General features: G+C 46.3%; 21 protein-coding genes. 17 read left to right on the top strand and 4 right to left on the bottom strand.

All coding sequences use genetic code 11. From position 1 onward, the window contains the following. The first annotated feature begins 122 nt into the window (after positions 1-122). From IQ263_RS01905 to IQ263_RS01920, 4 genes are all read left to right on the top strand, one after another. On the top strand, positions 123-995 hold the full coding sequence (locus IQ263_RS01905; RefSeq protein ID WP_228049723.1) for an ABC transporter permease: 873 nt from the start codon (positions 123-125) through the stop codon (positions 993-995). A gap of 365 nt (positions 996-1360) precedes the next feature. Further along, positions 1361-2218, top strand: coding sequence for an ABC transporter permease (locus IQ263_RS01910; protein WP_194065925.1), 858 nt, complete (start codon positions 1361-1363; stop codon positions 2216-2218). 50 nt (positions 2219-2268) lie between these two features. Further along, entirely contained in the window at positions 2269-3330 is a 1062-nt protein-coding gene (locus IQ263_RS01915) for an ABC transporter substrate-binding protein (RefSeq protein WP_194065926.1), read from the top strand. 289 nt (positions 3331-3619) lie between these two features. After that, entirely contained in the window at positions 3620-4708 is a 1089-nt protein-coding gene (locus IQ263_RS01920; RefSeq protein ID WP_194065927.1) for an ABC transporter ATP-binding protein, read from the top strand. A gap of 25 nt (positions 4709-4733) precedes the next feature. On the opposite strand, the gene IQ263_RS01925 is transcribed toward IQ263_RS01920, so the two are convergent. Continuing rightward, positions 4734-6950 carry a protein phosphatase 2C domain-containing protein gene (locus tag IQ263_RS01925; RefSeq protein ID WP_194065928.1) on the bottom strand — a complete coding sequence of 739 codons (2217 nt, stop codon included), beginning with the start codon at positions 6948-6950 and terminating at the stop codon, positions 4734-4736. 339 nt (positions 6951-7289) lie between these two features. Here IQ263_RS01925 and IQ263_RS01930 point away from each other — a divergent pair, with 339 nt between their 5' ends. Further along, positions 7290-7721 carry an NfeD family protein gene (locus IQ263_RS01930; protein WP_194065929.1) on the top strand — a complete coding sequence of 144 codons (432 nt, stop codon included), beginning with the start codon at positions 7290-7292 and terminating at the stop codon, positions 7719-7721. A 182-nt stretch (positions 7722-7903) separates the two neighbouring features. After that, positions 7904-8863 (top strand): SPFH domain-containing protein, encoded by a 960-nt coding sequence (locus tag IQ263_RS01935; protein WP_194065930.1) that lies wholly within the window; start codon positions 7904-7906, stop codon positions 8861-8863. A 109-nt stretch (positions 8864-8972) separates the two neighbouring features. Here the strand turns inward: IQ263_RS01935 and IQ263_RS01940 are convergent, their stop codons facing one another. Next, a complete protein-coding gene (locus IQ263_RS01940) occupies positions 8973-9365 on the bottom strand; it encodes a Fur family transcriptional regulator (protein WP_194065931.1) in 393 nt (130 codons plus the stop codon). Between the two features lie 268 nt (positions 9366-9633). On the opposite strand from IQ263_RS01940, the gene purS reads away from it, so the two are divergent. The 3 genes from purS to IQ263_RS01955 all read left to right on the top strand — a co-directional run bounded on the left by purS (position 9634) and on the right by IQ263_RS01955 (position 11596). Then, positions 9634-9918 (top strand): phosphoribosylformylglycinamidine synthase subunit PurS, encoded by a 285-nt coding sequence (gene purS / locus IQ263_RS01945; RefSeq protein ID WP_194065932.1) that lies wholly within the window; start codon positions 9634-9636, stop codon positions 9916-9918. Positions 9919-9920: 2 nt separating this feature from the next. After that, on the top strand, positions 9921-10622 hold the full coding sequence (gene purQ, locus IQ263_RS01950) for a phosphoribosylformylglycinamidine synthase subunit PurQ (protein ID WP_194065933.1): 702 nt from the start codon (positions 9921-9923) through the stop codon (positions 10620-10622). Positions 10623-10792: 170 nt separating this feature from the next. Further along, complete coding sequence (locus tag IQ263_RS01955) at positions 10793-11596, top strand: DUF4058 family protein (protein WP_194065934.1); 804 nt, start codon at positions 10793-10795, stop codon at positions 11594-11596. 101 nt (positions 11597-11697) lie between these two features. Here IQ263_RS01955 and IQ263_RS01960 read toward each other — a convergent pair whose 3' ends face one another. Next, positions 11698-12129 carry a helix-turn-helix domain-containing protein gene (locus IQ263_RS01960; RefSeq protein ID WP_228049724.1) on the bottom strand — a complete coding sequence of 144 codons (432 nt, stop codon included), beginning with the start codon at positions 12127-12129 and terminating at the stop codon, positions 11698-11700. Between the two features lie 274 nt (positions 12130-12403). On the opposite strand from IQ263_RS01960, the gene IQ263_RS01965 reads away from it, so the two are divergent. The 3 genes from IQ263_RS01965 (at position 12404) to IQ263_RS01975 (ending at position 15583) form a co-directional block, all read left to right on the top strand. Then, positions 12404-14719: a calcium-binding protein gene (locus tag IQ263_RS01965; RefSeq protein WP_194065935.1), complete on the top strand. Its 2316-nt coding sequence runs from the start codon at positions 12404-12406 to the stop codon at positions 14717-14719. Between the two features lie 289 nt (positions 14720-15008). Then, complete coding sequence (locus IQ263_RS01970; RefSeq protein WP_228049725.1) at positions 15009-15239, top strand: hypothetical protein; 231 nt, start codon at positions 15009-15011, stop codon at positions 15237-15239. Continuing rightward, positions 15236-15583 carry a type II toxin-antitoxin system PemK/MazF family toxin gene (locus IQ263_RS01975; protein ID WP_194065937.1) on the top strand — a complete coding sequence of 116 codons (348 nt, stop codon included), beginning with the start codon at positions 15236-15238 and terminating at the stop codon, positions 15581-15583. The genes IQ263_RS01970 and IQ263_RS01975 overlap by 4 nt, the downstream gene beginning before the upstream one ends. Before the next feature lie 49 nt (positions 15584-15632). Here the strand turns inward: IQ263_RS01975 and IQ263_RS01980 are convergent, their stop codons facing one another. Continuing rightward, positions 15633-18215: an alkaline phosphatase D family protein gene (locus IQ263_RS01980; protein ID WP_194065938.1), complete on the bottom strand. Its 2583-nt coding sequence runs from the start codon at positions 18213-18215 to the stop codon at positions 15633-15635. Between the two features lie 288 nt (positions 18216-18503). Here IQ263_RS01980 and IQ263_RS01985 point away from each other — a divergent pair, with 288 nt between their 5' ends. The 5 genes from IQ263_RS01985 (at position 18504) to IQ263_RS02005 (ending at position 25907) form a co-directional block, all read left to right on the top strand. Continuing rightward, positions 18504-20660: a CBS domain-containing protein gene (locus IQ263_RS01985; protein WP_194065939.1), complete on the top strand. Its 2157-nt coding sequence runs from the start codon at positions 18504-18506 to the stop codon at positions 20658-20660. 866 nt (positions 20661-21526) lie between these two features. Continuing rightward, entirely contained in the window at positions 21527-22393 is an 867-nt protein-coding gene (bchL, locus tag IQ263_RS01990; RefSeq protein WP_194065940.1) for a ferredoxin:protochlorophyllide reductase (ATP-dependent) iron-sulfur ATP-binding protein, read from the top strand. Positions 22394-22424: 31 nt separating this feature from the next. Next, on the top strand, positions 22425-24023 hold the full coding sequence (locus IQ263_RS01995) for a DUF5331 domain-containing protein (protein ID WP_194065941.1): 1599 nt from the start codon (positions 22425-22427) through the stop codon (positions 24021-24023). A 282-nt stretch (positions 24024-24305) separates the two neighbouring features. Then, a complete protein-coding gene (locus IQ263_RS02000; protein ID WP_228049726.1) occupies positions 24306-24479 on the top strand; it encodes a hypothetical protein in 174 nt (57 codons plus the stop codon). 18 nt (positions 24480-24497) lie between these two features. Then, positions 24498-25907: a ferredoxin:protochlorophyllide reductase (ATP-dependent) subunit N gene (locus IQ263_RS02005; RefSeq protein WP_228049727.1), complete on the top strand. Its 1410-nt coding sequence runs from the start codon at positions 24498-24500 to the stop codon at positions 25905-25907. The last annotated feature ends 76 nt before the right edge of the window (positions 25908-25983 follow it).

The following is a 25983-nucleotide window of genomic DNA, read 5'->3' on the forward strand; positions in this document are numbered from 1 at the left end:
TACCGCACAACTCTCGTTTGCCTCCGCAGACTGAGAAATCAAGAAAGTATTTAAGCCTGATTTGATATAAAATGTGTTGCATCATTATTAGCCAGAACACGCGCGGGTAGCCACAAACCCTTATGAAATCGATCCTTCCCAATCGAAAATCGAAAATCGAAAATCGAAAATTGTATAGCCTGTTACTGCTATTATTCCCCGCCACTGCATGGCTGATTGTTTTCTTCATTTTGCCAGTGCTAATTGTACTTTTGTACAGTTTCTTAGAACGCGGTACTTATGGCGGCGTTACTGCGATATTTACTCTCAACAATTACCAGCGTTTGTTCAGCGGACTTTTTTTAGGAGTAATTGGCCGATCGCTCTTTTTAGCTTTTTTAACAACCGCAGCTTGCCTTTTAGTTGGCTATCCCCTAGCATTTTTCATCGCCACCCGTCCTCCCCGCTGGCGAAATGCCTTGCTTTTGCTAGTAATTATTCCATTTTGGACTAACTTTTTGGTAAGAACCTACGCCTGGATAATTTTGCTGCGTAGCGAAGGAGTAGTTAACACAGCCCTGCAAAGCCTGCAAATTATTAGCGAACCGTTAAACTTGCTTTTTACACCTTTCGCTGTGGCGATCGGTCTGATTTACGGCTATTTACCTTTCATGGTTCTACCTTTATATTCTAGCATAGAACGCTTCAATTTTTCATTAGTAGAAGCAGCTCAAGATTTAGGAGCAAATGATATTAGAACATTCTGGCGCGTATTTTTCCCATTGACAACTCGCGGAATAGTTGCAGGTTCAATCTTAGTGTTTGTCCCCTCAGTTGGCGCTTTTATTACTCCCGATATATTGGGCGGATCTAAAACAGTAATGGTGGGAAACTTGATTCAAAATCAGTTTATGAAAGCCCGCGATTGGCCCTTTGGTTCCGCCCTTTCTATGTTATTAACAGTAATCATATTGATTCCTGTTTTGGTTTACTTCCACGTCTCTGATGAAACTTAAAGAGGTATAGCCTTTCGAGCCTAACATGAGGTGCTAGGAGTGGGCATTGGGCATAGGATATAGGGCATTGGGCATACCTCACTAAGCTTGAAAACCGCTATAAATTGAGATTTACAGTTAGGTGAGGGCGGGTTTATGAGATTATTTATTTGAGGCGATGGTTTTTGGTAGTTGATTGTTGGTGGCGGGCAGTTGATTATTATTTTTTATTGGTTGGTTCTAATTCCGAATTACCAATGACTACTGACTGTTGACTACTGACTGTTGACTGTTGACTGTTGACTGTTGACTGTTCACTAATAATTACTGCTAACTAATAACCAATAACTAATAACCACTAACCAATAACCACTAACCACTAACTAATGACTAAAACAAAACTAGATTTGCTCGTGCGGGCGACGGGGAAAAAGTGGCTATGGGTACAAGCTATACTAGCATTTGCCTTTCTTTACTTGCCAATTCTCATCTTAATTATTTACTCCTTCAACACCTCCAGATTCAATGCCGTTTGGCGCGGTTTTACCCTCGATTGGTATCGCAGCTTATTTAGCAATACAGGTGCGACGATTGCTAGCAGCAGCAGCAGCGGAATTTTGCCCGCACTCAACAACAGCTTGCTGATTGCAGCTATTTCCACTGTGGTAGCGACAATTTTCGGTACAATGCTGGCGCTAGCGTTGGAACGCTTTCATTTTCCGGGACGGAAAGCCGTAGAAGTTTTACTGTTTTTGCCGATTATTATGCCCGAAATTACGATCGGCATTTCGCTGCTAGTTTTCTTTACTCTCGCATTTCGGATCGTAGAAAATCTCACCGGAATTCGCCTCAATCTCGGCTTACCTACAGTAATTATCGGTCACGTTGTCTTTAATATTTCATTTGTGACGATTACTGTCAGGGCGCGTTTGGCGGAACTCGATCCTCAATTAGAACAAGCAGCTTTTGACTTGGGCGCTAACGAATGGCGGACTTTTTGGCGCATCACTTTTCCGCTGATTTGGCCCGCTATTTTTAGCGCAGCATTGCTAGCTTTTACTTTGTCCCTAGATGATTTTGTCGTGACATTCTTCACCACTGGCATCGGTTCCATGACTCTGCCACTATTTGTTTACGGCATGATAAAATTTTCAGTAACGCCAGCGATTAATGCTATTTCAACTTTGATGTTGCTGGCTTCCTTGTTGCTGGTTGTATCGTCGCTAAAAGTTCAAAAAAGTTAAATAAATGTTTTTTGTGTCATAATTATTGTTCGATATAACTCACCAAACCTATGAAACGCCTGCTGAAATTTTTACTTTTGTTTGTGATGAGTGCAACGGTAGCTTTCGGCTGCAGCCCCACAGGTGGCAACCAACAGCAAGTCCTCAACATTTACAATTATGCAAGTTATATCGCCCCAGAAGCGATCGCCCAATTCGAGAAAGAGAACAATGTTAAAATTCAATACGACACTTTCGAGAACAGCGACGCACTCTACGCCAAACTCAAACAGGGAAACCCCGGTTACGACTTAATATTTCCCGCCGATTACATGGTAAAAGTCATGGCAGCGGAGAATATGATTGAGCCGCTAAATTTGCAGAACATCCCCAACAATATCCACCTTGATGCTAAGTTTATTAATCAATCTTTCGATCCCCAAAATAAGTATTCTCTACCCTACCAGTGGGGAACAATGGGAATTGGCTACAACTTGAAAGCCACCAAGGGCGATATCAACAGTTGGGCGGCGATGTTCGACCCCAAATATAACGGAAAAGTCGCATGGCAAGATGATGCCAGATACACTTTTGCAGGAGTTTTAATGTATTTAGGATTTGATCCAAATACCACAAATCCCGAAGAAATTAACAAAGCCCGCGATTTGCTGATTAAAAATAAAAATATCATTGCCGCTTTTGTCCCAGACACTGGTCAAACTCTGCTGGAGCAAGGAGAAGTAAATTTGACAATGGAATGGAGCGGCGATATTTTTCAGGTGATGAAAGAGAGCCCAAATCTCCGTTACGCTATTCCCAAAGAAGGAACCATTGTGTTTTCTGACAATATGGCAATTCCCAAAGGTGCAGCCAACAAAGAGTTAGCCGAGAAATTTATCAACTTCACTTTGGAACCAGAGATAGGAGCAAAAATTTCTAATTTTACCCACTTTGGCTCGCCGAATAAAGCAGCCCTCGATCGAGGTTTAATCGATCCTAAAGATTTGAAAAATCCTCAAATTTATCCGCCGGCTGAGGTGCTTGCTAAAATGAAGTTTTTGCAGGATGTCGGGAAAACAACTGCATTGTACGATCGAGCTTGGACGGAAGTTAAAGCAGGATCTGGAAAGTAGATATCAAACAGGTGGCGGGCTGGTTTGCTTAAATTTTTAGTTTGTATTGGAGTTGCGCCATCGTTAAGAACGGGCTCTCCGGCCCGTTCCACAATAAAATTAAGTTTTGTGGAACAAGCATCTTGCCCGTTCCTAAACAAGTAATTAAGAATAGTAAAATATATCAGTTTAACCGGACTATAACTCATATTTTTTATTGCTCATATAGCAGTTCGATCGCGTTGTGAGGTAATGCCCAGCGGCACCTCATCTTTCGCTCGAAATGCTATAACTCATAGATACTAACACAATGCACGCAGTCGAACTTGTCAACATTTCCAAAATATTTAAAAGTGTCCGCAGTCAAGATTTCTTAGCTGTAGATAACATCAACCTGCAAATTTTCGATCGCGAATTTTTTTCTTTGCTCGGCCCTTCCGGCTGTGGCAAAACTACAACTTTGCGAACGATCGCAGGTTTTGAAACTCCCACAGCAGGCGAAATTTACATTCACGGCCAACCGATGCAAAATCGCCCGCCATTTCACCGCCCAGTGAATACGGTATTTCAAAATTATGCTTTATTTCCGCACATGACAGTAGCACAAAATGCTGCATTTGGGTTGGAAATGGAGAATTTGCCTCAGCCAAAAATTCGCGATCGCGTGGCGGCAGCCTTAGCATTAGTACAGTTGACAGATGTAGAAAAACGCTATCCCCGCCAACTGTCAGGGGGACAGCAGCAGCGAGTAGCGCTGGCGAGGGCATTGGTCAAAGAGCCTTCTGTTTTGCTATTAGATGAACCCCTGGGAGCGCTGGATTTAAAATTGCGTAAAGAGATGCAATTAGAATTAAAAAAAATGCAGCGCAAATTGGGAATTACATTTATTTATGTAACTCACGACCAAGAAGAAGCGCTCACAATGTCGGACAGAATTGCAGTGATGGAAGGAGGAAAACTGCAACAAGTCGGGACACCTGTTGATATTTATGAATATCCGAAAACGCGGTTTGTTGCTGATTTTATTGGCGACAGCAATTTTTTGACCGGGCGAGTAGTAGAAAGGCAACAGGGTCAAGTAGTCGTGTTGGTTGACCAAGAGTTGCCCGTGTTAGTTGCGACTGCAGAAGATTTGCCGGCCGGGAAAACTGTTACCTTGGTGTTGCGGCCGGAAAAAGCTGCTATTTATCCGGCTAATTACGATGCTGAAAATAGCTGGCCGGGAACAGTAGAAGAGGCGATTTATATTGGCACTGATACGCGCTATAGGGTGCGCTTGACTGCTAAAAGCTCGATCGCCCTTCGCCGACAAAACTTGCACCGAGATGACTTACAGCGGCACCAAATTGGCGATCGAGTTCGAGTTACCGTGCCGCCGGAAAGTATCTGCATTCTTTAAAACGTCCCGCTGATTGAAATCTCCTTTATTGCGGTGAAGGCGAAGGAGTTTCCGCTTCCGGCGCGGGAATTTCGGCAGGAGTTGATTCGGGCGACGGCGAGGGACTTTCGCCAGAAGTTGATTCGGGCGACGGCGATGGACTTTCGCCAGAAGTTGATTCTGGCGACGGCGCGGGAATTTCGGCAGGAGTTGATTCTGGCGACGGCGAGGAACTTTCAGCACCGGGCGAGGGACTCTGTGAACCGGGCGAGGGATTTTCTGCAGGACTCGGGACGGAAGTTTCCGGCGGTGGCGGAAGTTGTTCGGGCTCTGGCTGAGGGCTTTGGAGGCTGCGTACCCACAAACCTAAACCTGTAAAGGCTAACATCAGCCCCAACAGCCCCAGCAGCGGCAACCAACGTTTGGACTGTTGTTTTTGAACTGGTTCCGGGGCGGGGGCTGTTTCGGGATACAGCAACTGTTTGGACGATTCTGAAAGCTGAGATTCTGGGATCTTCCCGGTCTTCTGGAGAGATGCTGACCCTGACATTGGCAGGGACACCGACTGGAGAGACACTGGCGCTGACACTGCTGCTGAGGTTGGCGCTGAGGCGGGAGGAAACAGTACCAATTTCTCCGGCGAAGTCCGACAGTAAGTCGCCACGACAGAGGTGTTATCGTAACCGTTTTTCTCGTTGGCGAGGCTAATCCAAGACTGAACAGCAGCTTCCAAAGACATTTGACCCTCTAGCACCGGAGGGCCGTAATTCTCCCAAGATTGCTCTACCCAGTCGTTGTCGGCCAAACCGTCGGAACACAGCAGCAGTAAGCCTTCCTCTTCGAGAATAAATCGCTGAATCGTCGGGCGCAGGAAATCGCCGTCTCGCGTGCCCAAAGCTTGAGTCAGGGCTCCTGCATCCGATCGCAATTGAGTCTCCCAGTATAAACTGTGTCCTAGCTTGACTTCCCTTGACGCTACGTCATCGTCCACAGTCAGCCGCTGACAGTAATTTTTACCAATCCAATAAGCGCGGCTGTCTCCAACATTGATCAAATAAAGTTCGTGACTGTTATTCGACGGTAAATCATCGGAAACTTTAATTTTTTGAGGCAACTGGAGGGCCATCACCAAAGTCGTGCCCATCCGCTGCCGCAACTCTTTTCCCTGCTCGTTATTTTGATTGGAAATCACATTGTTCACAACTCTGACTATTTCTTCGAGTTGTTTGATTACCATTTCTGGCGTCATCAACTCTTCTTGTTCAGCGATTTCTGCGAGCAAATTTTGGACTAAAGCTTTCAGGGACTGCACGGCTAATTGACTGGCAACTTCTCCTCCTTCGTGGCCTCCAACCCCATCGCAAACCATTGTTAAGTAAGGAATTAGTTTGTCGCCATCTGAAGTTTTACTAAATTGTAAATCCGCAGCAGTCGGATAGCAACTGTCTTCATTTTTGGCGCGCTGCGGCCCGGTATCAGTCATGCCTACTACTTCTAAGTGCAGGGGCAATAAAGCCGCTTGTTCTAATAATAAATCGTTGAGTTCTAGGGCGATCGCCTCTAAATTCATGCTGCTGCGGCGCATAAACAGACAAATCTCTCCGAGTCTCGACTGCACCTCTGGCGCGGCAGATTCCACCAAACCAGACCAAACATCTCCCAAATCCTTAACCGTCGGTACAAAATTTCCAGGGTGCAGTTGCAGCAGGCGTACCCGCCAACCTTCCACCCGCAAATTTTCCGGTACCAGCAAACTCGCAGCGACTCCTTGTTCCGAAAGCGGTGTCCACAGTTGAAGCATTTGCCACAGCCAGTAAACTTGGCGCGCCGCACCGGTGTGAGCCCAAGCTTCTAAAATAGAAGGATGCAGGCTACCAAAATTATTAACTGGCACATTTTCCAGCAACAGCACCTCAGTGGCTTCGGGTTCTTCCCCCACGGAACAAAAACCGTATACTTCCGGCGTATGCAGCCGTTGGGGATACAAATGCAGGTATGGCGCGATGCTATCGGGCAGTTGTTCGGGGACGCTAGGAGGAATAGATGGACGGCTTTCTAGCCAGAGTTGGGGTGCAATGACAAAATATCGATCGGCTATTACCTTACCCGCCGGCACTTCCTCGGCTGCTGGGCCCACAGCCCACAAATACCGATAAATTAAATTGGTTTCGCAAGCTGCACAGTGCTGGCGGCCAAAGGTATTGCGGGGTTCGGGACAGCTCAGATTCGGGCAATAAATGGGTTCTGAGAAACTACTAATCATATCGAAAGAGTTTGTGTAAAAACATTCTGAAGATATTTGATTCTCCAGCTCCAATTCACGAGCTTGAGAATAAACTGATTTTAGCCCCTATCAATTTTTTAACTGCCTTTGGGGCGCTAGAAATTGTAGTTGCTGCCAATGGAGATCGGCTAGAATTGTAATCTAAGTTACTAAAACTTTAACTTTGAGTACGATCGAACCCTGACTGGGGCCGGAGCAGCCTCAACCCGATACCGCGATCGGGCCAGCAATTCGCAAACCCTTGCAGAGTCTGTTGTTGGCACTTTTAAAATCTCAAATTTCCAATCTAAGATATTTCATAGTATCACCAATTCTTTTATGATCTTGACTCCCACGCTTCTTTGGCTGCTAGCTGGGACTTTGCTCTGTTTGGCAGAGTTATTTCTCCCGACTGCTTTTGTGGCTTTTATGATGGGGCTGAGCGCCTTCGCTGTAGCTGGATGCTCTCTAGTTTTACCTTATGTTAATTTACAGATATTCCTGTGGATGGTATTTTCGACAGTTTTTGTGCTGGTCTCCCGGCGCTTGATACCAAAAGGCAAGGTAAGGGCGATCGCAGATTCTCACGAAGCTAAAACTTTAACAGAAATTCCCCCCGGCGAAGCTGGACGGGTGATTTATGAGGGGAATTCTTGGCAAGCTCGTTGCGAAGACACCAAGGCCACCATCCCTCCCAACCAAAACGTCATTGTCGTGGGACGAAAAGGCACTACTTTGATAGTTTTACCAGAAAACTTATTGCATTCTTAAACCAAATGCGTAATTAGTCAGTAGTCAGTAGTCAGTAGTCAGTAGTCAGTAGTCAGTAGTCATTAGTCAGTAGTCAGTAGTCATTAGTCAGTAGTCATTAGTGAACAACAGTCAACAGTTAACAATCAACAGTCAACAGTCAACAGTTAACATTCAACATTCAAAATTGATAGGAGGCAACTGTGGAACAATTATTTTTACTCGTGTTTTTAGCATTAGGCGGTTCAGCCCTCGCAGGTTCCGTCAAGATTATCAATCAGGGAAATCAAGCATTAGTAGAGACTTTAGGTAAATATAATGGCAAGAAACTCGAACCTGGTTTGAATTTTGTGACACCGTTTTTCGATCGCGTAGTTTACGAGCAAACTATTCGGGAAAAAGTCTTAGATGTTCCCCCGCAAGCTTGTATTACCCGCGACAACGTTTCGATCACGGTTGATGCTGTGGTTTACTGGCGAATTGTAGACTTGGACAAAGCCTGTTACAAAGTTGAGAATCTTCAGTCAGCAATGGTAAATATGGTGCTGACTCAAATTCGCGCGGAAATGGGTCAACTGGATCTCGAACAAACTTTTACGGCTCGTTCTCAAATTAATGAAATCTTGCTCAAAGATTTAGATATTGTTACCGATCCTTGGGGAGTGAAAGTAACGCGGGTAGAATTGCGCGATATTATCCCTTCTAAAACTGTACAGGAATCGATGGAATTGCAGATGGCAGCCGATCGCCGGAAGCGGGCGTCGATTTTGACATCCGAGGGCGAACGCGAGTCAGCAGTTAACAGCGCCAAAGGTAAGGCGGAAGCGCAGGTTTTGGATGCAGAAGCGCGCCAAAAAGCTACTATTTTGGAGGCGGAAGCTCAACAAAAGGCGATCGTCCTGAAAGCCCAAGCAGAACGCCAAAGTCAGGTTTTGAAAGCACAAGCTACTTCTGAGGCTTTGCAAATTATCGGCAAAACCCTGCAAAATGACCCCAATGCGCGGGAAGCTTTACAGTTTTTGTTAGCTCAAAATTATCTGGATATGGGCTTAAAAATTGGCAGCAGCGACAGCAGCAAGGTGATGTTTATGGATCCGCGCAGCATCCCCGCTACGATGGAAGGATTGCGATCGATCGTTGGGGAAGGTAATAAGATTGATTAGTCATTAGTCATTAGTCATTAGTCATTAGTTGGGAATAGGTAATTGGTAATTGGTTGCTTTTTGTTGAGAAAATTAGCTATTCCCAATTCCCAATTCCTAATTACCAAATTTAAGATTGTTGAGCGAGAGTACACCGATCGCACAATCCGAAAAACTCCAAAGTATGATAATAAATCTTGAAAGAATGAGATTGTTGTAATTGGCTTTCTAGGTGATGGACGGGGCACTCATCGATCGTGATGGACGCGCCACATTCGAGACAAGTGAGGTGATGTTGGTCTTGGTGGGCGGCACCGTAGAGAGATTCGCCGCTAGCGAGGGTTCTGACGTGAACGAAGCCCTCCCGCTTCAAACCGTCGAGGGAACGGTAAACAGTTGCTAAACCCATGCTTTGGTCGCTGTTTCGCAGTTCTAGATAGATATCTTGCGCTGAGAGCGATCGATTCAGGACTTTGAGCAAGTTTAAAATACGCTCCTGACTGCGGGTGCGGTTGGTTCTCATAATTTTTTTGTGTAATCTGCTGAAATCACATTTGTCCCTGCTTCTAGGCTATCTTACTCGGGAGAGTCAGTTGGTTTTAGATTTGAGATTTGAGATTTACTTGCTGCAGATCGATCTGGGAACACCAACAGCAGTCTAAAATTTTGGGTACTCCACGACGATTTTCCGGGGGTGGTAGCAGTTTCTTGGAGTTCCCAGGTCGATCGCGCGCAACCTGGTTGTAGAATACAATGGCGCTAACTTGCACATCACCCACCGCAACATTCCCGTGACTCAGAAATATCTTGCCCAAATCTATGTTACCCTCCGCCCTTCGGTTTTAGACCCGGCCGGTACTGCCGTACAGTCCGGTTTGCAACACATGGGATACGACAATGTTGAGGGCGTCCGCATCGGAAAATACGTTGAATTGACGCTGACTGCTGCGGGCGAATCGGAGGCCCGCGAACAACTCGATCGCGTTTGCGACCAACTTTTGGCAAATCCAGTTATTGAAAACTATCGCTTTGAGTTGACTGCAATTCCTGTTGCTGTAGAAACAGCGGGGGTATAGGAATGAAATTTGGAGTTATTGTTTTTCCCGGTTCAAATTGCGATCGCGATGTGGTGTGGGTGACTCAAGGGTTACTCCACCAACCGACGCGGATGATTTGGCACGAAGATACCGATATTTCGGATATTGATATCATTGTAATTCCCGGCGGTTTCAGTTACGGAGATTATTTGCGGTGCGGCGCGATCGCCCGTTTTTCTCCGGCGATGCGAGCTACGGCAGAACACGCCAAACAAGGTAAACTTGTACTCGGCATCTGCAACGGTTTTCAGGTGTTGACAGAAGCGGGTTTGCTCCCCGGTGCTCTGGTGCGGAATGCGGGATTGAATTTTATTTGCGATCGCGCTTCGTTGAAAGTTGAACGCGGTAATACTCGTTGGACTGCAGCTTATACTACGGGTGAAATCATCGATTTGCCGATCGCCCACGGTGAAGGCAACTATTATGCTGATGCGGATACTTTGGCAGAGTTGGAAGAACACGATCAAGTGTTATTTCGCTACTGCACAGAGGCGGGCAAAATTAGCGATGCAGGGAATCCAAACGGTTCGTTAAATAATATTGCGGGCCTTTGCAATCGGGCTGGCAATGTGTTAGGAATGATGCCGCATCCTGAGAGAGCATCCGATCCGATGTTGGGCGAAACAGATGGGGTGAAATTGTTTCAAGGGTTGCTGATGGCAACTGTGGCGGCTGTTTTGTAGTTCATATTTACGACATTGTTGTAGATACCGTAGGGTGCGTCGCTCTTGTAGGGAAACGGCATTGCCGTGTCCCTACTTTTCAGGGACACTCGAAAATCTCGCAGCGACGCATCCTACAAAATTAAAAATGCTAAAATGATTTGAGAGTCAATACATCGGAGAACAGTCCTATGCCTTCACCTTTTCCTGGAATGGACCCCTACTTAGAACACCCCGATTTCTGGCAGGAAACTCACAATCGATTGATTATCGCGATCGCTGATACCATCATGCCTCAAATTCGCCCTAAATATGAGGTGGCAATCGACAAACGCATCTATGAAATTACCGATCCAAATGACAGTAACAGCGACTCGCTTTTAGTCGGTATCCCCGATGTCGCGATTAAGCGTCAATCTAATAACCCCAATATTCCTACAGGTTCAGTTGCCACTTTAACTATAACACTTCCGACTACCGTTAAAGTGCCTGCTCCTCAAAAAATCAAACAGACTTACTTGGAAGTGCGAGAAATGGCAACTAAACAAGTTGTCACCGCTATTGAAATTCTTTCTCCTGTCAACAAACGTAGTGGAGAAGGAAGAATTACGTATCTCAAAAAACGCCAGAGTATTTTAGGTAGCTTAACCAATTTAGTGGAAATCGATTTACTACGAAAATGGGAATCTATGCCCATTCTTAACAATTCCATTCAAAGCGATTATCGGATTTTAGTCAGTCCCAGTAATCGCCGTCCGTTTGCCGAACTTTATGCTTTTAATCTCCGCGATTCTCTACCTATATTTCCGCTTCCCTTGCGCGAGGAAGATGTAGAACCTATTGTTAACTTACCAGAATTATTTGCAGGTGTTTACGATCGCGCTGGCTATGATTATCGGATCGATTACGATCGAGAACCCGTACCGTCTCTAGCGGAAGAAGATCGGGTTTGGGCTACCCAAATTTTGCAAGAAAAAGAACTTCGAGATAATTAATTATATTTTACTTTATATCCTAGGGTTAGTCGCGAGCGACCATCTCTAAATCAACTTGAAAATTTCGCAGCGAGGCACCCTACAAATATCTCGCATCTTAGCTATGATAATTCACGCAATATTGTTTCTATCGTCACATCTGGCAGACCAAGCAACTGAGCGATTTGGCAGGGTTCGATACCTTGACTGTGCAACTTACAAACGACTTCAGCAACATCAATTTCTAGCCGTTCGATCTGAGTTTTGAATTTCGATTCAGTGGCGTATTTGTTGTCAGATTTGCTAGGCCCAGAAAGACAGGGGTTGAGGTTGAGGGTGTGGACGTATTCGACGTATTGAATATAATCTCTACCGAAGTTTGAAGTATTGCTAATATTTCTGCGATCGATCGCAGCTTTGAGATTGCCTTTTTGCATCTCTTCATTCATAACTACCGATAGAGTTTTGAGTAGCTTGTAGCCGACTTCTCGGACATATTTTGTAGTGTAGCGGGTGTCACGGGCGATCGCTTCGTAGGTTTTGCCATCATACATTCCCTGAAACAGTAGTCGTTGCAGCGTGTTGAGATGTTTGCCAGTTTTCTCAAAGATCAGGAATCAACTAATTTCAGCAGTTCGTTTTCGTCAGGGACGGCTTGCAACGGGCTAGCATCGTTGGGCTGCATGGGTTGAGTAAGGGCAAAATAAAATTGTGTGAAACTTCGGGCTTTTTCAGTCTTTTTCGGGCTTTTTTGGTCAAGACATAAGTGAGACAGATGAGGTACATTCTGAATCAGTTTATTTGTACCAACACGAAGTGAGCGACACAATGCCTGACAATTTAGCTCTGCTGGACAAAAGCGATGAAATACTGAACAGTGATAGCGGGGAGAGTCAAGAGGATTGCGGTTGTCCCTTCAAAAAAGCCGCGACTCAAGAGACGGTATCGAATGCTCAGAATGTTCAGGGTATTCTCAACCTGGCGGGCAACGATACGCTAGAAGGCTCTGTCACGCAAGACTTTTTGAATGGTAACACGGGAAAGGACTTTATCTCCGGTAGTGTTGATGGGGATATCGGGCGATCGACTTCTCAAGTCAGCAGTGGTTCACTTTCAAGCGATGGTAGTGCTTACATTTTAACTGAGGGAAGCGACACATTTACGATCGCGATCGGCTTGCTGGATACCCTCATAGGAGGTTTGCGGGGTTTAGGCGGTGCGGATTCGATTACTGGCTCAGAATCCGGGGATATCGTCTATGGCGATGAAGGAAATGACAGCATTGAGGGCCTCGGTGGTGCTGATTTGCTCTACGGCGGTGCGGGAAACGATTTTCTGAGTGGCGGTGCGGGCCAAAATGGTCTGCTTGGCGGTGAAGGTGCAGACACCTTGCAGGGTGGTGAAACTGCTGATGGTGTTAACGGAAACGCAGGTAAGGACGTAATCTTCGGTGCTGGCGGAGACGACTTTTTGCGAGGTGGTCGCGGTAACGATATTGTGAATGGGGAAGATGGCGATGACTTCCTGATTGGCGATTTGGGCAATGACACTCTGACTGGTGGTGCAGGTCAAGATATATTTTTTCTGCGCTCTGAGGCGGCTTTAGGCTCTCCTACGTTTGACTTAATCACCGACTTTCAAAGAACAATTGATTTCATCGGACTTAGTACAAATCTTAGGGAATCCGATATTGTTTTGGAGTCGAAAGTGCAGCCGTCTGGTGGTTCTGCTGTGGATATTAAGGTGGCTGCAACAGGGTCATTGTTAGGTACTGTTTTGGGAGTGACACCGGACGATTTAAAAGGTCGTTTCAGACCTTATGATGTGGAACCAGAGCGTCCTGAAGATAAAGTTACAATTGATTTACCGGAAGTAACAGAGCTATCTGAAAACAGATTTCAGATGGAGTTTCCGGCGAGTGATGGTAGCAAATATACAGTAGTTTTTCAAGATGATGCTGACGGACGTTTCGTAGAGTCAGTTATATTTGTACCCAATCGCACAACGGGTGTTCGTGGTAGTACAACGCGCTTGAGTCGAGATGGTACAAGCGCGGATATTACTCTTGAAGGCTCTAATGAAACTGTACGAGTTGAGTCTCGCCAGAACGCTGAAAATGGCAATCAGGATGAAGGTGTAATATCGCGGATCAAAGATGGTCAGATTTTTGATACTGTAACTTTTCCTCTGCCAATTGAGCCGACCGTACCTACTAATCCTGAGCCACCAGTTACTCCTCCGACCGTTGGTCAACCAGATTTTGCGACAAATTGTCAGCCGCTTAAAGACTTCTGTGAAGGAATTGGCAAAGTGGCTAAAGTGGTGGATTTTGTTGCTAACGTTGCATTAGTTACTGGTATATTGTTTGCTGCTCCTAGTGGGGGACTTAGCGCATCACTTGACGTTATTGGACTAGGATTGAAGGGAGTATCAACGGCGTTGACAGTCATTGACTACAGTTGCAAACTTCTTACAGGTAGCGATAAAGACCTTGGTGATGCGGTAATTGATCAATTGAAGGGAATAGGAATTGAGAAAGCTCTCAAATCCGCAGGACTTGCTGAAGACTTAGAAAATGCTGTAGGAGGTACTTTAGATTTATCTTCATCTACTAAGGATCTCATTGATTCATTTGGGGAAGAGGAGCCGACAGAACCTTCTAAAACAAACTTTTTGCCTCAGATCCGAAAGTTTCTTGCTAAAAAGTATAATTTTCCATTAGACTTTTGCGACAAACCTGCAACTACGCCTGAACCAGCACCAACTTGTTTGCCAGGAGGAGGTTCATCCATTAAAGTAGAACTCATCCCTGACCGCATCCCCTATGGACAAACGGCACAATACACACTAACATACTGCGATCCAATAAACGACATAGACAATTTTCTCGTACAACTTGATACAAGAAGTGGAACACAAACCAAAATCATTCCCGTTTCCTCTTCCAGTGGGACGATAAGTTTTGGGATACGAAACAAGCCAAACGCTTTTGGGGACTGTATTACATCAGGTCAATCCGTGAGGGTTTCAGCTAGAAATGGCAATCGCGACTTAAATTCTATTTCAAATTTCACAAATTTTGGTCTTGATGGTGGATTACGTGATGGCCCCATTTCTAGTTACTGTGATGTAGAGTTGGTTTAAGGGCGATCGGATTTTTGGGTCGATTCGGGCGATCTAATTTGAAATCCTCGGCGGTTGGAATCCCGGCGGTTGGAAACCGCGTCTACACAAACGATGTCCGCCTACGCGGACTAAGAAATAACCCAATCTTCAACCCGCGAAGGCGGGTTTTGTTTTTGTAGCCGCGGTTTCAACCGCCGGGGTTTTTTGGGTTTCAACCGCCGGGTTTTTGGGTGGATGGGCGATCGGATTTTTGGTTGATGGGCGATCGGGCTATAATACAGAAAACTTGACAACAAAAATGACTGTCATGAGAGAGTTAATCCAACAAGAATTAGAAAAGTTCGATCGAGAACAACTCCAACAAGTATTTGAATTTATTAGCTTCCTGAAATTCCGTGCCAGATTAGTGACTATTCCTGCGATCGATGAAACTAACTTAGCTGCACTCTACAGCGAATTTGCCGAAGAAGACCGACAACTTGCGGAACTCGGAATCAGCGAATATTCAGAACTCCTCAAACATGAGGATTTGGGATGACAATCAGACGAGGTGAAATCTGGATTGCCAACCTCGATCCAACACAAGGTTCCGAACAAGCAGGCGTGCGTCCCACAATTATTTTTCAAAACGATACAATTTCGAGATACACAACTACTGTTATCAGTATTCCTCTCACAACTAATCTGCGCCGCGCCTCTCTTCCTTCCTGTGTTTTAATTCCTGGGGGCGAGGGAGGATTGACTCAAGATTCTGTTGCATTGTGCCATCAAATGCGAGTTTTGGATAAAACAAGATTGCGAAATAAAATTGGTGAAGTCAATCCAGAGATACTGGTAAAATTAGAAAATATCATATTATTTACCTTGGGTTACTTGCCTTAAAAAAGAAATCCTCGGCGATTGAAACCGGCGGTTTCTCACCGCCGGGAATCTAATCATTTTCATCCAATCCCAGCGGCACAAAATACTGACTGTAAACCACACTATCAGGCTCCCAAAGGGGCCGCCAATAGACATTCTGGATCACCGCCTTCTCCCCATCACCCTCAGCCGGCCACTGAAAACTGACGATCGCAATATTACTGTATCCCACAACCTCATCACCCTCTTGTAGCCAGCGATTCCGCCACAACAGCGCTATAAAATTCCACAACCTGTGCAGCCACGACAATTGTTTATTTTTGTGAGTTCTAGTTGACATTTCACCATTTTCATGAGGCAAAAACACCCTAGCTCTTTGTCGTTTAATCCAATCAATTCGATAGCCCCAATCAGGAAAAGATTGCCTATTCCTCACAGCAGCAGCCACAGCCTTCTTTCTGCTACCTCTCGAAATTTTCACCAACTCCAGCGGCTCGTTCCATCCCAAACATTCGTGCGATCGCTCTGGCAATAGCGACTTAACCTTAGTATGAATCACATGAGTTTTCCACTCTTCATTAATCAAAGCACTAGCCGTTAACTGCGCCAATACAGAATATTTTCTACCGGCGATTTGAGATTTTACATCGAACTCAGATGCAGGAGACAAACACTCAACATCCGGGCGACAAATGCCAAAATGCTTGTCAGACCAATAACTCAGCCGCACAGCAGCAGCATAGTGAATATCCCCCGTCAAAACAACCACCCGATCGCGCTGCTTAAAAAACTCCGACAACAGCTTCATAAAAGCCAATTCATGAAAATTCCAAGCATCCCCCGCATCACTATTAAAAACCTTTCCCTGTTTCAAATCTAACTTTTGCACCGCATCAATAATCCACAAACCCACCAAATTAGTCGGCAAAACTACCAGCGTCGCCTCAATCTTAAACTCCCCAGTTTTATTCAACAAATCAGTCTCCCGCAAAGGCTGCTGAATTTGCTCTTCAAAACCCTTGTGAGTCAAAAGCATCGGCGGATCGATCGCACTTTTCACCGGATATCCCCGCCAAGTCCGCGTATCCAGCACAATCACCTCATGCTTAAAACTTCTCACTGTAAAATGCCAACTCAAAACCTCACTTACGCCGTCACAATCGCGATCCAAAATCAAAACATCATCATCTAACTTTAACTTCGGCAAACCAGTCTCAATATCAACCGCCGGAATCCCCAAATACGAAGCCGCCTCTTCCCAAACAGCAACATCAGTCCCCGCCGAATTCGACCACTTTTGGGCAGCCTTTAATAACTTATCTCCGACATTTTCGCGATCGAACTGTGCGGGCGTATTTCCCCAAGCCTGAAACACAGCATAAGCCAGCAAAGCATTCTGCACCACCCGGCGGCCAAGCGGCTTACCCAGCACCCGGTAACACCACTCCCGATTCAAATACCAATCATCACTAACATCATGATCGTCACAAATCATATAAGTCGGAATATTAGCCAGCGCCCGCCTCACCCTCCACAAATTGCCAGCAAAACCGCCAAGTTCAACAACTTCTCTATCCCAGACTTTTGCCAGCTTAGAATCTAGACAAATATCCTTACCCTTCGGAAAATTATCGCACCAAAGTACAGGCGACCAAACTAACAAATACATCGCGCAATATTCGCCCAAACCGAACAAATGACTTTTCGCCTTGTCCGGTTTATTCACCAACATGGCCGTAAAGCCGCCAAAATCTCTGGCAATATCGCTGCGAGTCCCCGGCTTTAACTCAATTGGCTTTTTGTAGTCAGACTCAGCCTTAGACTGTTTCCCAATAGGCGACTCTCTAAAAATTTCCCTTTTTTGGCCAACTACATTTTCGTTTTCTGAATTTTTAGGTATACTGATACACAAATTCAAATTCTTTTTTATTTGGGCATCATTCATCAGGGGCATATTTTCTTCCCAGCCCAAAAGTGTATCGCCAGCATCCGTCAAAGCCCACAGCAGGGGATCTGCAACGTCATCCCCGTAAATTTGGTCGCCTGTTAAAAACAGTTGGTGGGGACGGAAATTTGCCATTCCTGCAAACTGTGCGATCGAATTATCCAAGATTGGCAGCGCATCTCTGCCGTCTCCCTGGGGCTTGCGACAAGAACCGTGAACAATACGCAAATAGTTTAAATCTTGCGGTGGCAGGGCAAAAGTCGGCAACCCGTGAGGGAAATAACCGATCGTCTCCGGCGAGGAAACTGACAAATTAGGGGATGCAGGCCACAAGCAAGAAAGGAGATTTTCTTTCTCTTTGTCTGGAAGTGCAACCTCCGAGGGCGAATCAGGACTTGCAGCAAACTCTATGTCATAAGCATAAATTTTTCCGTATGTCAAGACTTTGCTGTCGATCAGTTGAGCCGTCACGGCCACTACGTGCAGGTATTTCCCGATCGCCACGGTAGTGTTCGTACCTTGGAGTAGCGGTGCACCGAGAATTTCGCCGGTGCCGCCCTCAGTCGCATAAACCTTGAGTTCTACTTCGCGGGGTGCTTTCAGAGCCAGCCAAACTGTCACCGCCCCTGTTTCAGTCCGGCGCAAAATCGGGCCGGCCAGGATGAGCGGCAAGTGATGAATTCGATGATTTAATGGTGTCCACGACATAGGATTAAAAAAAAATAAAATAAAATTAGGGGTTTTCTAGCAATTCAGATGTGAGGCGATCGATCGACCGCAAGTCAATTTTCCATTTTCTATTTTTTATTCACTCCATTTACTTCACAGATCGATCGCCAGAGTCCGAACATCAGTCGAAAATTGGGGGCTTTCCACCACAGCCAGGGGGAGGGTTGTATCTGTTTATCGGTCGGGTAAACCGCTTAATTAATGCTAATTCTGGCAACCCGCGCGCGCAAAATTGTAACAAGTCATTAAGAAAAATTAATAATCACCATGCTACAAGAAGAACATTTACAGCATTTCCTAGATTCAGTCCCGCAACAAGTAATTAAACCATCAGAATCCCCTGTAGAGCGCAACAGCCCACCGCTCTACTTCTCACCTTTAGATCGGGCGATCGACCGCCACCCCCTCACAGTGGCTCCAGAAACCCCGATCGCCCAAGTGTTAGCTCTCATGAACCCGATGCGCGTCTCGTGTCAGCTTTGTAGCGAAAAACAAAAAGCTCTTCCGGGCCCGGCAAAGCGCAGTTGCGTCATAGTTGTGGAGGACGATCGCCCGATCGGCATTTTTACAGAAAGGGATATCGTCAAGCTAACAACCGTCGAAGCTTGCGCCATCAAACTGACAATTGCTGATGTCATGACTCGATCGCCAATTACCCTCAAACAATCCGAGTCTCAAGACATCTTCACAGCTATGTTCACCTTGCGCCAGTACCAAATCCGGCACTTACCCGTAGTGGATGACGGCGATCGACTCGTGGGCATCATCACCCGCGAAGCCATTCACGAAGCCCTGCAACCGGTCAACTTACTCACGAATTTACGCAGTGCAGAAGATGTAATGACTAAGGAAGTCATTTGTGCCCCAGAAACTGCCTCAGCCCTCGATTTAGCCCTGCTAATGGTCAAACATCGAGTTAGTTGTATCGTCATTGTCGAAAAACCAATTCAGCATCCACAGCGGGCGATCGTACCAATAGAAAATTACCTTATTCCCGTCGGCATTGTCACCGAACGCGACATCGTGCAGTTTCACGCCCTCGAATTAAACCTCTCCCAAATTTCCGCCGCTGAGGTGATGAGTGCACCTTTATTTTGTATATCTCCTGTCGATTCCCTCTTCCGGGCCCACCAAGAAATGCAGCGACACGGAGTCCGCCGTTTGGTAGTAGTTGGCAGTCAGAGAGAACTTTTGGGTGTCATCTCTCTCACAAGTTTGCCGCAAGTTTTTAACCAATCTGAAATGTACGGGACGATCGAGCTTTTGCAGCAAGCAGTAGACGATCGAGCCGCCCAATTGCAGAAAACAAACCAACTTTTGCAGCAAGAAATTTTAGAGAAGCAGCGCGCCCAAGAAGCCCTGCGCCAAGCCCACGACGACTTAAAAAAACAAGTTGAAGAACGCACGGCCCAACTTTTAGAATCAAACGAATTATTGAGACGAGATATTATTAAGCGCCAGCGAGTCGAAGAAGTGCTGCGGACAAAGCAAACTTGCTTGAAAAATCAAGCACAGCAATTAGAAGAAACAGTGCGGAAATTGCAGCAAACTCAAAGTCAATTAGTCCAAACCGAAAAAATGTCTTCTTTGGGACAAATGATTGCCGGTATCGCCCACGAAATTAACAATCCCGTGAATTTTATCTACGGCAATCTTTCCCACACCAATCATTACATCAAAGAATTGATCAAACTCTTGGATCTTTACCAGCAGCACTATCCCGAACCAGTCTCGGAAATTCGGGAAGCAGCAGCAGAGATGGAAATCGATTTTTTGGTGGAAGACTTAGCTAAGATGCTGTCTTCAATGCAAGTAGGAACCGAACGCATCCGCCAAATAGTTTTGTCCATGCGTAATTTTTCGCGATCGGATCAATCTAACGTCAAACCCGTTGACATTCACGAAGGACTCGACAGCACTTTGTTGATTTTGCAGCACCGACTCAAAGCTCAAGGCAGACATCCAGCAATTCACATTATTAAGGAATACGGCGATTTGCCCCGCGTCGAGTGCTGTGGCAGTCAAATAAATCAAGTATTTATGAATATTCTCGGTAATGCGATTGATGCCTTAGATGAAGAAATCTATAACGGGGAGTGGGCGAGTAAAAATGGTAAAAATTCACCGCCATCGATTCCTAGTTCTCCCTTAACTATTCCCGCTATTACAATTCGCACTGAAGTTGTTGGCGATTCTGTAGCGATCCGCATTTCTGACAACGGGCGGGGCATACCGGATGATATTCGCAGCCAATTATTTGACCCATTTTTTACTACCAAACCAGTCGGTAAGGGTACGGGTTTGGGGCTGTCTATTTCCTACCACTTAGTCGTAGAAAAGCACCGAGGGCGGCTTGAATGCGTTTCCGAAGTCGGAGTCGGTACCGAATTTGCGATCGAAATTCCGATCGTCAGCAGTTGTTAGGAAAGCAGTTGGTAGTTGGCAGTGGTTAGTGGTTAGGAAAGCAGTTGGCAGTTGGCAGTGGTTAGTGGTTAGTTGTTAGTCAGCAGTTGTTAGTCAGCAGTTGTTAGTCATTAGTCATCAGTCATTAGTCTGATTTTGGAGGAAGAAGGAAGATTTTCCTCATCTCCCACTCTCCAGCAATCTGCCAAATCTGCCAAATCTCCCAAATCTGCCAAATCTCCCACTTTCCCCCAAATCTCCCAGTCCCCCAGCCCGTCGTGCTAAATCCTAAAAATTCACAATTTTTTACATAACACCAGAAACCCTAGCAAAATCAATCTTTCCCAATCTCAAATCGAAAAATGCAAAATCTCAAATCGTCTAACTTTGGCATCCCCATACCCAATTAATCGAACTCACTCTCCCCTTTGGCTCATCCACCAGCGCCTTTGTGCGCGTTCCCCTCGCGCCGTACAAGCCATCAACTGCCCGCATCAGAGCCCCAAAGCCAAAAGCCCAGATTGTTGGAGAAGTTAATTTTTGTTTTATTTTTGTTCCTCTTTAACCAAAAAAAGCATTATAAAATTAACTTAGAATCTAAAAAAAAGCTAAAAATTGATTTGTAAATCAAAAAAGCAGCTAAGATTCCTGAAGATGCAAAATAAATCAAATTACTAGCATTTTCATTTGTCAGCCCCCTTTCTTTTCCTCGCAAGTTAGCTAATAATGCTTTCAACGAGCTAAGACACGGCCGACCCCCAAATAGACAAAAATGGCATAGCAGTAAGGGCATTGGAGGAAAGGCTATTTCATTTGGGCGATCGCAACATCAAAGCGCGAAACCCCAGCCCCGATCGTTTTGATAGAAACCTATAGGAGAACAAAGAGTGAAACTCGCAGTTTACGGAAAAGGTGGAATTGGCAAATCGACAACAAGCTGCAACATCTCCGTTGCCCTAGCCAAGCGCGGCAAGAAAGTTTTGCAAATCGGTTGCGATCCAAAACACGACAGCACATTTACCCTCACAGGCTTTTTAATACCCACAATTATCGACACCCTTCAGCAAAAGGACTATCACTACGAAGACGTTTGGCCTGAAGATGTCATCTACAAAGGCTACGGCGGCGTTGACTGCGTAGAAGCAGGCGGCCCCCCCGCAGGAGCTGGTTGCGGCGGCTACGTAGTCGGAGAGACCGTTAAACTGCTCAAAGAGCTCAATGCCTTCGACGAATACGACATCATCCTGTTTGACGTGCTCGGCGACGTAGTGTGTGGCGGTTTTGCCGCCCCGTTGAACTACGCCGACTACTGCATGATCGTCACCGACAACGGGTTCGACGCATTATTCGCAGCCAACCGCATCGCCGCCTCAGTCCGCGAAAAAGCCCGCACTCACCCGTTGCGACTCGCCGGTTTAATTGGCAACCGCACATCCAAGCGCGACTTGATTGACAAGTACATAGACACCGTACCCATGCCGGTGCTAGAAGTGCTGCCCCTGATTGAAGACATCCGCGTTTCTCGCGTCAAAGGTAAAACATTGTTTGAGATGGCCGAAAGCGATCCATCCCTAAACTACGTCTGCGATTACTACCTCAACATCGCCGACCAGATTTTGGCAATGCCTGAAGGAGTAGTGCCCAACGACACGCCCGATCGCGAATTATTCTCCTTGCTGTCAGATTTTTATCTAAATCCTGTGCAACCAGTGGTCAAGAAGGAGGAAGATGAGCTAGACCTGATGATGGTTTAATACGTCTAGCGATCAGGATGAGGATGAGGTTATGGCTTTTTTTGATACTTTTTCAGTTGCTCTCAAACAGAAGTGGTTGGACTACTACCAGACGAATCGCGCTTGGCTGCTCCTGCACATGACGGCTGACAACACGGTCGCTACACCCGACGGCGGGAAAAGGCCTGTTTCTTACCTCATCCTGGGAATTGCGGCTGCCCTGGAGCCGGAACTCCAGCAACTAATGCTGCCCTTCTCAAAACTAAAGCCGGATGCAGACAGTCTGATAGAAGTGTTGGGGCTAAATTTTGACCCAGACATAGCGCTGGGTATGCCCTCAATTACCGGACTGCAGACTGCAGGCGAATCTCCCGCACCCACAGCAACTCCAACAGCAACTGCTGCACCCACAGCAACTCCAACAGTAACTGCTGCACCCACAGCAACTCCAACAGTAACTGCTGCACCCGCAGCAACTCCAACAGTAACTGCTGCACCCGCTGATGCGAAATCTAATCAATTGGGCGGTGCGGTATTAGCAGCCGGAGTAGTCGCGGGAGTAGCCGGAGTCGCCGGTCTGGTGGCTGCTAATGCACTCAGTTCCGAGGATGAATCCTTCGATGAGTTTGAGGAAGAAGCTGTCTCTGACTTCGACCTGGGCGATGACGAAGAAGAAGTTGTCTCTGACTTCGACCTGGGCGATGACGAGGAAGAAGTTGTCTCTGACTTCGACTTGGGCGATGACGAGGAAGAAGCTGTCTCTGACTTCGACTTGGGCGATGACGAGGAAGAAGCCTCGGCTTTGGACGGTCTCGGTCTAGGCGACGATGAGGAAGACGCCTTATCTGACTTCGATATGGGCGATGACGAGGAAGATGCCGTATCTGGCTTCGATATGGGCGATGACGAGGAAGAAGAAGCCTCGGCTTTGGGCGGTCTCGACCTCGGCGATGACGAGGAAGAAGAAGAAGCCTTGGCTTTGGGCGGTCTCGACCTCGGCGATGACGAGGAAGAAGAAGAAGAAGAAGCCTTGGCTTTGGGCAGTCTCGACCTCGGCGATGACGATCTCGACCTCGGCGATGACGAGGAAGAAGAAGCAGAAGCCTTGGCTTTGGGCGGTCTCGACCTCGGTGATGACGAGGAAGAAGAAGCCTTGGCTTTGGGCGGTCTCGACCTCGGTGATGACGAGGAAGAAGAAGCCTTGGCTTTGGGCGGTTTCGACCTCGGCGATGACGATGAGGAAGAAGCCTCGGCTTTGGACGGTTTCGACCTCGGCGATGACGATGATGAAGAAGTCTCATCACAATTTGGGACTTTGACCTCTGGAGACCTCGAAGCGGCGATATCCGATCCGTTTGGGGAAGAAGAGCCAGATTTTGTCGCCGAAGAAATACCCGATCCGTTTGGGGCATCGACTTCAGATGACCTAGACCTAGACCTGGATCTGGGCGACTTGGACGATGACGGTATGGACGATTTCTCTCTGTCTGATGATGATGATGATGACCTCGACGATCTCGGACTTGACGATCTGGGAGAAGCAACTACCGGAGATCCTGATGAAGATGACTTAGATGCTCTAGGTCTCGGTGATTTGGATGTCGATGATGAAGATGAAGAAATTTCGGGTTTTTTGTCTGATTTTAAATGAGGTTGTTGCGATCGCCCAAGGCTATCTTAGTCTGAAATTTGTCCGCTCTATTTGTGAGTTGTGAGTTGCGAGTTGTTAATTTTTAATTAACTCAAACTCACAACTATCAAAAGGGTTTTTAGCTGAGCGAGTTGAAAAACAAGGCTCTCCCCGCAGTGAGAGATTGTAGACCCTCGTACCGAATTTTTGAAGTTCAATTTGGGATGCTGCGGCTGCAGAAATATTCAGTTTGCTGCATCTATATTGTCAGAGGACTTGCGCCAAGACCAGGTATTTCTATTATTGTTCGCTGCAATTCGAGCGCGATCGCACAAAACAGATATTTTCTCGCCGCTGCACCTTTTATCCTTAGAGATGAAAAAAATCTATGCTTGTCCGCAGCAAGAGATGCGATCGCACAAAACAACTATTTACTCCATCGCGCGCCTGTCCAGTTCGAGACTAAAAACAATTTAAAGGGAGAACACTTGAAATATGACTGCTATTACTACTAACGAACCCGAAGCTTTAAACTTTGAATGCGAAACAGGCAATTATCACACATTTTGTCCCATTAGCTGCGTAGCTTGGCTTTACCAAAAAATTGAAGACAGCTTTTTCCTAGTCATCGGTACCAAGACTTGCGGCTATTTCTTGCAAAATGCAATGGGCGTGATGATTTTTGCCGAACCCCGCTATGCGATGGCTGAGTTGGAAGAAGGCGATATTTCCGCTCAGTTGAACGATTTTGATGAGTTGAAGCGGCTGTGCTTGCAAATTAAGCGCGATCGTAACCCCAGCGTCATTGTCTGGATCGGCACCTGCACCACCGAAATCATCAAAATGGACTTGGAAGGCTTAGCGCCTAAGCTGGAAGCCGAAATCGGCATTCCCATCGTCACAGCCCGCGCTAACGGCTTGGATTACGCCTTTACCCAAGGGGAAGATACCGTTTTAGCAGCAATGGCCGCTAAATGCCCTGACAAAGCTCCTGTAGTAGAATCTCAGAAGCAGGAAAGAAACGCCATCTCTCAACTGCTAAACTTCGGCAAGAAAAAAGAAGAAGTTGCAGCCGATGAATCCGAATATGTCAAGCACACACCGCTGGTACTTTTCGGTTCCTTACCAGACCCAGTTGTCACTCAGCTAACCTTAGAATTGAAGAAGCAAGGAATCAAAGTTTCCGGCTGGCTGCCTTCTAAGCGCTACACAGAATTGCCAGTATTGGAAGAAGGCTATTATGTATCGGGCATGAATCCGTTCTTGTCCCGTACCGCTTCTACGTTGATGCGCCGCCGCAAGTGCAAGCTAATTGGTGCTCCGTTCCCCATCGGGCCAGACGGCACTCGCGCGTGGATTGAAAAGATTTGCTCAGTGTTGGGAATTGAACCCAAAGGTTTAGACGAACGGGAAGCACAAATCTGGGCCGGCTTAGAAGATTACCTGCAAATAATTCGCGGCAAATCTGTCTTCTTCATGGGCGACAATTTGCTAGAGATTTCTTTAGCGCGTTTCTTGATTCGCTGCGGCATGACTTGTCCCGAAATCGGCATTCCCTACATGGACAAACGCTATCAAGCCGCTGAATTGGCTTTGTTAGAAAAGACTTGTCACGAGATGGGAGTTCCTACTCCTCGGATTGTCGAGAAACCAGACAATTACAATCAGCTACAGCGGATTTACGAGCAGAATATCGACTTGGTGATTACTGGTATGGCTCACGCTAATCCTTTGGAAGCGCGGGGAATTAATACTAAGTGGTCAGTAGAGTTTACTTTTGCTCAAATTCACGGCTTTGGTAATGCGCGGGATATTCTGGAGTTGGTGACTCGCCCGCTGCGCCGGAATAATTCGCTGAAGGATTTGGGTTGGGGTAATTTGGTGAAGAATGAAGCGAAGGTTTAGTTTCTGAATTACATCTGATTCCTAGCGAGGGTGGGCAATGCCCACCCTTATTTATTAGAATAGTATAAGCATCCAT

Origin of the sequence: Tychonema sp. LEGE 06208, assembly GCF_015207505.1 — a bacterium.
In the GTDB taxonomy this organism is placed as follows: domain Bacteria; phylum Cyanobacteriota; class Cyanobacteriia; order Cyanobacteriales; family Microcoleaceae; genus Microcoleus.

Coding starts and splice junctions, on each gene's coding strand:
- IQ263_RS01920 (WP_194065927.1), top strand. CDS start 3,620: ATGCACGCAGTCGAACTTGTCAACATTTCCAAAATATTTAAAAGTGTC.
- IQ263_RS01960 (WP_228049724.1), bottom strand. CDS start 12,129: ATGTATGATGGCAAAACCTACGAAGCGATCGCCCGTGACACCCGCTAC.
- IQ263_RS01930 (WP_194065929.1), top strand. CDS start 7,290: ATGATCTTGACTCCCACGCTTCTTTGGCTGCTAGCTGGGACTTTGCTC.
- IQ263_RS01980 (WP_194065938.1), bottom strand. CDS start 18,215: ATGTCGTGGACACCATTAAATCATCGAATTCATCACTTGCCGCTCATC.
- IQ263_RS01975 (WP_194065937.1), top strand. CDS start 15,236: ATGACAATCAGACGAGGTGAAATCTGGATTGCCAACCTCGATCCAACA.
- IQ263_RS01995 (WP_194065941.1), top strand. CDS start 22,425: ATGGCTTTTTTTGATACTTTTTCAGTTGCTCTCAAACAGAAGTGGTTG.
- IQ263_RS01905 (WP_228049723.1), top strand. CDS start 123: ATGAAATCGATCCTTCCCAATCGAAAATCGAAAATCGAAAATCGAAAA.
- IQ263_RS01925 (WP_194065928.1), bottom strand. CDS start 6,950: ATGATTAGTAGTTTCTCAGAACCCATTTATTGCCCGAATCTGAGCTGT.
- IQ263_RS01910 (WP_194065925.1), top strand. CDS start 1,361: ATGACTAAAACAAAACTAGATTTGCTCGTGCGGGCGACGGGGAAAAAG.
- IQ263_RS01915 (WP_194065926.1), top strand. CDS start 2,269: ATGAAACGCCTGCTGAAATTTTTACTTTTGTTTGTGATGAGTGCAACG.
- IQ263_RS01985 (WP_194065939.1), top strand. CDS start 18,504: ATGCTACAAGAAGAACATTTACAGCATTTCCTAGATTCAGTCCCGCAA.
- IQ263_RS02005 (WP_228049727.1), top strand. CDS start 24,498: ATGACTGCTATTACTACTAACGAACCCGAAGCTTTAAACTTTGAATGC.
- purQ (WP_194065933.1), top strand. CDS start 9,921: ATGAAATTTGGAGTTATTGTTTTTCCCGGTTCAAATTGCGATCGCGAT.
- IQ263_RS01965 (WP_194065935.1), top strand. CDS start 12,404: ATGCCTGACAATTTAGCTCTGCTGGACAAAAGCGATGAAATACTGAAC.
- IQ263_RS01970 (WP_228049725.1), top strand. CDS start 15,009: ATGAGAGAGTTAATCCAACAAGAATTAGAAAAGTTCGATCGAGAACAA.
- IQ263_RS01940 (WP_194065931.1), bottom strand. CDS start 9,365: ATGAGAACCAACCGCACCCGCAGTCAGGAGCGTATTTTAAACTTGCTC.
- IQ263_RS01955 (WP_194065934.1), top strand. CDS start 10,793: ATGCCTTCACCTTTTCCTGGAATGGACCCCTACTTAGAACACCCCGAT.